This is a genomic window from Streptomyces sp. NRRL S-337 (assembly GCF_000720175.1).
GTDB classification, from domain to species: Bacteria; Actinomycetota; Actinomycetes; order Streptomycetales; family Streptomycetaceae; genus Streptomyces; species Streptomyces siderophoricus.
On sequence record NZ_JOIX01000032.1, the window covers coordinates 71120 to 78185 of the forward strand.

At 72.9% G+C, this 7066-nt stretch carries 7 protein-coding genes; 4 read left to right on the forward strand and 3 right to left on the reverse strand.

The annotated features are described in order from the left end of the window. Positions 1 to 60: 60 nt before the first annotated feature. Positions 61 to 492: a MarR family winged helix-turn-helix transcriptional regulator gene (locus IG62_RS0122685; RefSeq protein WP_030806174.1), complete on the forward strand. Its 432-nt coding sequence runs from the start codon at positions 61 to 63 to the stop codon at positions 490 to 492. A gap of 109 nt (positions 493 to 601) precedes the next feature. Beyond that, entirely contained in the window at positions 602 to 1225 is a 624-nt protein-coding gene (locus IG62_RS0122690; protein ID WP_030806176.1) for a DSBA oxidoreductase, read from the forward strand. On the opposite strand, the gene IG62_RS0122695 is transcribed toward IG62_RS0122690, so the two are convergent. Beyond that, positions 1218 to 2816 (reverse strand): MFS transporter, encoded by a 1599-nt coding sequence (locus tag IG62_RS0122695; RefSeq protein WP_051798430.1) that lies wholly within the window; start codon positions 2814 to 2816, stop codon positions 1218 to 1220. The genes IG62_RS0122690 and IG62_RS0122695 overlap by 8 nt on opposite strands. A 245-nt stretch (positions 2817 to 3061) precedes the next feature. On the opposite strand from IG62_RS0122695, the gene IG62_RS0122700 reads away from it, so the two are divergent. Continuing rightward, positions 3062 to 4006, forward strand: coding sequence for a TetR/AcrR family transcriptional regulator C-terminal domain-containing protein (locus tag IG62_RS0122700; RefSeq protein ID WP_030806182.1), 945 nt, complete (start codon positions 3062 to 3064; stop codon positions 4004 to 4006). A gap of 31 nt (positions 4007 to 4037) precedes the next feature. Here IG62_RS0122700 and IG62_RS0122705 read toward each other — a convergent pair whose 3' ends face one another. Beyond that, positions 4038 to 5303: a helix-turn-helix domain-containing protein gene (locus IG62_RS0122705; protein WP_030806185.1), complete on the reverse strand. Its 1266-nt coding sequence runs from the start codon at positions 5301 to 5303 to the stop codon at positions 4038 to 4040. A 53-nt stretch (positions 5304 to 5356) separates the two neighbouring features. After that, positions 5357 to 5503, reverse strand: coding sequence for a hypothetical protein (locus IG62_RS47895; protein WP_199812513.1), 147 nt, complete (start codon positions 5501 to 5503; stop codon positions 5357 to 5359). A 380-nt stretch (positions 5504 to 5883) separates the two neighbouring features. Between IG62_RS47895 and IG62_RS0122715 the strand changes: the two genes are divergently transcribed. After that, positions 5884 to 6855, forward strand: a complete 972-nt coding sequence (locus IG62_RS0122715; RefSeq protein WP_051798440.1) for a DUF3068 domain-containing protein — start codon at positions 5884 to 5886, stop codon at positions 6853 to 6855. Positions 6856 to 7066 lie beyond the last annotated feature (211 nt).

Sequence of the window (7066 nt, forward strand, 5' to 3'; positions counted from 1 at the left end):
ACTGAAACAACCATGGACTCGATATTTCATGATGTCAAGTAATCGGCTATCCTGGTCCGCATGACACCGCGCCCAGACTCCTTGACCGTCGAGGTCGTCGATCTCATCGGCACCGTCGTCGCCCGTTACCACGAGGAGTACGAGCACGCCGCGGCCGAGCACTCCCTCACCGGCACGCAGGCCCGGGTCCTCAGCCTGCTCGCGGTCGGGCCGCAGCCCATGCGCAAGATCGCCAACTGCCTGAAGTGCGAGCCGTCGAACGTCACCGGCATCGTGGACCGCCTGGAGTCCCGCGGCCTGGTCGAGCGCCGGCCCGACCCGGACGACCGCCGCGTCAAGCTCGCCGCCGCGACGGACGAGGGCGCGCGGACCGCCGAGGCGCTGCGGACGTCGCTGCACTTCGCCCGCGAGCCGCTCGGCAAGCTCACGATCGCCGAGCGCACGCTGCTGAAGGAACTGCTGCAGCGGATGCTGGGCGGCACCGCCGAGTAGGCGGGAGGCCCGGCCCCGCGATCCGTGCGTCTCCGCCTCGCAAGTGGCCCACGATCGCCGCACCCAGGTGGACCGGGCGGGCGGGCCGGTGGCGGCTTAGGGTCGCGGTATGACACAGCCCAGCGCCTCCCGCCACTCCGTCGACTTCTACTTCGACCCCATCTGCCCGTTCGCCTGGATCTCCTCCCGCTGGATCCTGGAGGTCGAGCAGCACCGCGAGCTGGACCTGCGGTTCCGCGTGATGAGCCTGTCCGTGCTCAACGAGGGCCGCACGGACCTCCCCGAGAAGTACCGCGAGCTGCTGGACTCCGGGTGGGGCCCGGTGCGGGTGTGCATCGCGGCGGCCCAGGAGCACGGCGAGGGGGTGCTGCGCGACCTCTACACCGCGCTGGGCACCCGTATCCACAACAATGGCCGCGAGGACACCGCGGCCGTCATCGAGGAGGCGCTCGCCGAGGTCGGGTTGCCGGCTGGGCTGGCCCGTGCCGCCGAGAGCGACGCCTACGACGATGCGCTGCGCAAGAGCCACCACGAGGGCATGGACCCGGTCGGCGAGGACGTCGGGACGCCCACGATCCACATCGACGGCGTCGCCTTCTTCGGGCCGGTGCTGATGGCGATCCCGCGCGGCGAGGACGCGGCGCGGGTCTTCGACGGCGCCCGCCTCCTCGCCGGTTACGACAAGTTCTTCGAGCTCAAGCGGACCCGCACCGGCGAGTTCGACTTCAGCTGACCGTTCCCGAGGGGGCCGGGGCCGGCTCCCGTTCCGCCGGAGCCTCCGCCGGCGCCGGACGTACGCCCCGCAGCAGCGCCACGGCCAGTACGGCGGCACAGAGCATCACGCCCGCGGCGCTCAGCACGGCCGTCTGCAGACCGTCGGTGAAGGCCGCGCGGGCCGCGGTCAGCACCGCCCGGCCGGCCTGCGCCGGGAGGTGGGCGGCCACCGCGGCGGCGCCGGCCAGCGTCTCGTGTGCGGCGTCGGCCGCGCCCTGGGGGAGGCCGGCCGGCAGGGCGTCGTCCATGTGGCCGCGGTAGACGGCGCTGCCGATGCTGCCCAGGAGCGCCATGCCCAGCGCACCGCCCAGTTCGGTGCCGGACTCCAGCACGGCCGAGGCGGAGCCCGCGCGCTCCGGGGGCGCCGCGCCGAGGGCCAGTTCGTTGCCGAGCGACGCCACCATCACCAGGCCGGAGGCGTAGACCGACGAGGCGACCAGGACGTACCAGAGTGCCGAGCCGGGCTCCACAAAGGAGAGCCAGACGAAGCCGCCGGCCGCGAGGACGAAGCCGAGCGCGATGACGTGCGCCCGGTCCATCCGCTGGCCGAGCGCCGTGGCCACCGCGGCCATGCCGCCCACCGCGAGGGTCGGCAGCAGGTTCCACAGCGCGGCCTGGAGCGGGCTCATGCCCCGTACGGTCTGCAGGTACTGGGTGAAGAAGACCGCGCAGCCGACGATCGCGAACATCGCCAGCAGGTTCATCAGCACCGAGACGCTGAACCCGCGGTGCCGGAAGAGTTCCAGGTCGAGCATGGGGTGGCGGGCGGTGCGCTGGCGGTGGACGAAGCCCGCGGCGGCCAGCAGGCCGGCGGCGAGGGCGAGCACGGGCAGGACGGACACGCCGTTGCGGGCCATCTCCTTGATGCCGTAGACGATCGGCAGCATGGCGAGCAGGGAGAGCAGCGAGCCGGGCAGGTCGAAGCGGCCGGTCGTCGGGTTTTTGAACTCCGGGAGCAGCAGCGGCCCGCAGACCAGCAGCAGCACCATCGCCGGGGTGTTGATCAGGAACACCGAGCCCCACCAGAAGTGCTCCAGCAGCAGTCCGCTGAGCACCGGTCCGACCGCGATCCCGCCCATGGTCGCGGCCGACCAGATGGCGATGGCCTTGCCGCGCTGCTTGGCGTCGTGGAAGAGGTTGCGGATCAGCGCCAGGGTGGACGGCATCAGGGTCGCGCCGCCGACACCGAGCAACGCCCGGGCGGCGATGAGCATTTCGGCGCTGCGGGCGTAGGCGGCGACCCCGGAGGCGAGGGCGAAGAGCAGGGCGCCGAACAGCAGCAGCCGGCGGCGCCCGATGCGGTCGCCCAGTGCGCCCATGGTGATGAGCAGGCCGGCCAGGACGAATCCGTAGACGTCCAGGATCCACAGCTGCTGGATGCTGCTCGGTTCCAGCTGCGCGGTCAGGAACGGCACCGCGAAGTAGAGCACCGAGACGTCCATGGAGACCAGGAGGCAGGGCAGCAGGAGGACGGCGAGGGCGATCCACTCCCGGCGGCCGGCCCGCGGCTCGGGGGCGGGGGCAGCGGATGTGTACGAGGTAAACGACATGGGTGACACGGTAAGCACGCGCGGCTTACGGTGCAAACATCAGGGACAACAAGGGAATTGGAGGTGCATCACACTAGTGCGCCTACCTAGTGCGCCCGGTAGAAGAGCCGCAGGTAGCGGGCCGGTGGTGCACCGCGCTGCTAGGGTCGGCGCCAGCGGAAAGGCCCTGGTGCACTAGTACGGCATGGAGAGGGCGCCGATACCGCACCCAGCTGATACGGCACCAAGACGGAGGAGGCCGCCCCGTGGCGCAGCCCAGCGCACCGCCCTACCGCCGGATCGTCGCGGAGATCCGGCGCCGCATCGACGCCGGCGAGCTGGCGCCGGGCGACCGGGTGCCGTCGACCCGGCGGATCACCCAGGAATGGGGGGTGGCGATGGCCACCGCCACGAAGGTGCTGACGACGCTGCGTCAGGAAGGGGTGGTACGGGCGGTGCCGGGCGTGGGGACGGTCGTGGTCGAGCCGCAGCCGCAGCCGCGGACGGCGCCCGGTCCGGCCCCGCGGGAGCGGCGGCCGCGGGACGCGGACGGCGGGCTGAGCCGGGAGCGGATCGTCCGGGCCGGGATCAAGGTCGCCGACGCCGAGGGGCTGCGCGCGCTGTCGATGCGCCGGGTCGCCGCCGAGTTCGGGGTGTCGTCGATGGCGCTCTACCGCCATGTGGCCGGCAAGGACGAGCTGGAGCTGCTGATGGCGGACGCCGTGTTCGCCGAGGTGGAACTGCCCGATCCGGCACCGGACGGCTGGCGCGAACGGATGGAGGCCGGGGCGCGGCTGCAGTGGGCGCTCTACCGCCGGCACCCGTGGCTGGCGAAGTACCTGTCGATCACCCGGCCGCAGCCGATGCCGCGGGCGATGGCGCTGATCGAGTGGACCGTGGGGCGGGTCGAGGGGATGCCCCCGGTGACGCTGCTCCACATGGCCGTGACCCTGCTGGGTTTCGTGATGTCCACCGCCGCCGGTTTCGAGGACGACCTGGAGGCCGAGCAGGAGACCGGGATGGACCAGGACCAGTGGATGGCCTCACTGGAGCCGGAGTTCGAGGGCATCTTCCAGTCCGGTGCGTACCCCATGTACGCGGCGGTGTCCGGCTCCCCGGAGGACTCCTTCAACCACGAGACGCTGTTCGAGTTCGGTCTGGCGCGTCTCCTGGACGGCATGGCGGTACTGGTCGAGGGCGGAGCCGGGTAGGGGCGTCTGCCTGGGTCCGGAGACCCCTGGCTCAGTTGAGTTCCCCACGGAGCCGTCTCGCCCGTAACACCAGTTCCAGTTCGAAGCGGCGGTCCGGATCGTCCACCTCCGGGCCCCATAACTCCCGTATCTGGCGCAGCCGGTAGCGCACGGTCTGGGGGTGAACGCCGAGCCGGGCGGCGATCTCCGGGGCCCCGCCCCGGGTCTCCAGCCAGGCGAGCAGGGTCTCGGCGAGCCGCCGCCCATGGGTCGGGCCACAGCCGTCGAGGGGGGCGAGGCGGCGGCGGGCGAGGTCGTCGATCAGCTCCTCGGGCGGCAGCAGGACCAGTGCCTCGGTGTGTTCGGTGCACTGCAGCAGTTCCCCGGCCGGCAGCAGTCCGCCCTCGATCAGGTCGGCCGCGGCCCCGGCCCAGCGCAGCGATTTCGCGGCGGCCACCAGGGGGACGACCGGGCCGAGCGCGCCCGACCAGCCGGCCGCGGCCCGGCCCAGCAGCTCGCGCCGCCCCGGGGCGTCCGGTTCCGGCACCACCATCCGCGGCCGTTCGCACTCCATGTCCAGCAGGACGTCCGGGGCGACGGCGGGGGCCACCGCCGCCCGGTCCGGGCGCAGCAGGACGGCGACCGCGACGCGTTCGGGCAGCGGCCAGCCGAGTCGGGCGGCGCGTTCGGCGAGCGCCGCCGGGACCCCGCCGGTACCGGCCGGCCCGGGACCGGTCGTTCCGATTCCGCTGCCGCCGCGTCGCGTACGGGCGGCCGCGAGGCCGAACAGCTGCTCCATCAGGCGGCGTTGCTGCCGCAGTCGCTCCCCGGCCTGGCGGGCGGCGGCCTCGGCGTAACCGCGGACGGATTCGGCGACCAGCCCGTCGAGGTACTCGAAGCCGGACTCGGCGAGCTCGTACATCGCCGGGGCCGGGATGGCGACCTGCTGACCGATCTCGGCGAGCCGCCGCCAGGCCAGCCGTACGCCCAGCCGGTAGATGGCCTGCAGCGCGTCCAGGCTGCGGCCCTGGACGCCCTCGCCGCGGCCGAACTCCTGGAAGACCCGCGGGTGGACGTGCGGCCGGTCCGGCCCCGTGGTCAGGTGGGTGACGAAGTGCTCCAGCGACTGGCGGATGCCGACCAGGGCCCGGGGTTCGCCGAACTCGTCCGGAACCAGCGGTAGTTGGGGATACTCGCGGCAGATCTCGCGCAGGATGTCCTGGGCCAGCGTGGGCACCTCCGCCAGCGCCAGGGTGGCGAACTGCCGTACCTGGTAGGACGGGACGTCCCGCCAGGCCGAGCGGACGGCGGTCACCATGCCGAAGGCCTCCTTCGTACGCCGCGGCCGGCCGCGCTGCGCATACCGCCCGCCTACTCGCCGGCCCGGTCGAAGGTCACCAGCGGCACATTGGGCTGTTCGGGGGTGGTGTCGAGGGCCGCGACGACACCGAGCGCGGCGCCGACGGCCAGGGCGGCGGCGGTCAGCGCGGTCAGTGCGGCGGCGAGCATCCGGTGCATGGCGCGGCGAGCCCTTCGTCGGGACCGGAGACCTCACCGGTCTCCGTCGGGTCGGTACGGCACACGGCGCGGTCCCCGGGGGGTGCGATTTCGGGGTCCGGCTCGTGCCGCGTCCCACAGCGCGGCACCACTCGGTCGTGGTGACTGCCGAGTGTGGAAGGGCATTGACGGTCTGTCAAGAGTTCGCTTACGTTCCCGGCCCATGGGTGCCCGGCCCGTCCGACGCCGTTCCCGGGACGACCGCCCGCCCCTTCCGCACGTGCACCAGAGCGTGATCCCCCACCGCTTCCAGGAGTGCCCGTATGCCTTCCCCCACCTCCGTTTCCGCTCCGCCCCCGGCCCCCGCCACCACGGACACCGGCGCCCGCACCGCCGCCCCGATGTCCCTGGCACTGCTCGGCCTCGGCGTCTTCCTGCTCGTCCTCGCACCCCTGCTGGCCTGGTACGTCACGCCGCGGGCGAAGGTCACCCCGGTCGACGTCGACGTCACCACCGTCTTCACCGGCACCGGCAGCTACTTCGACACCGACGCCCTGCGCACCCGGGACCGGCAGCGGCTCACCCTCACCCGGCACGTACTGGGCGACGTCGCGGCGAGCGAGAAGAGCGGGCGGGCCGTGTGGGACGTCTCCACCACGGTCGACACCCCGAAGACGCTGGCTCTGAAGGATCCGCGCCGGGCGTTCCAGTGGACCACCGAACGCTGGGTCACCGACCGGCGCAGCAACGCCCCGGTGCACTGCTGCGGCGAGGCCCCGACCCGCTTCGACGGCGATGCCTACCTGAAATTCCCCTTCGATCTGCGGCGGACCGGATACCGCTGGTGGGACAACACGCTGGGCGCCGCCGTCCCGCTCCGCTTCGCCGGTGAACGGCGCGCCGGGGGGCTCGTGCTCTACCGGTTCACCGGAACCGTGCCGGCCACCAGGACCGGCAGCCGGCAGGTCCCCGGGCGGCTGGTCGGCCGGCCGCGGCAGGGCCAGATCCAGGCCGAGGAGTGGTACGCCAACTCCGGTGTCGAGCTGGTCGCCGAGCAGCGCACCGGCCGGATCGTGGATGCGGTGATCTCGCCGGTCAAGACGCTGCGGGCGCCCGGCGGCCGGCACGACGCGGTCACCCTGCTGCGCGGCGAGCGGCTGCGGTTCACGCCGGCGACGCGGCGGGCGCAGCTGCGGCTGGCGGAGGCGGACAGCGGCAGGCTGGCGCTGGTCGGCGAGACGCTGCCGGTGGGCGCCGTGGTGGCGGGCGGGCTGCTGACGGCCGGCGGGGCGCTCTGGGTGGCGCGCGGACGGCGGCGCACCGACACCACCGCACGACGGACGGCGGCCGCCGGAGCAACAGCCCCTGAGTGAAGTGATGAACCGTCAGTTCAACAACGCGCGGATTTTGTCACCCCGGTGAGTAGCCGCGCGCCGGGGCCCGGCCCAAAACTGTCCACCCCATGGCGCAGCACGGCCCGCACGACTCAGCACGCAGTACGTCCCCCACCACCGGTACCGCACCCTGAGACGAGTTGGATCCTGTCTCTTATACACATCTCCGAGCCCACGAGACGGACTCCTA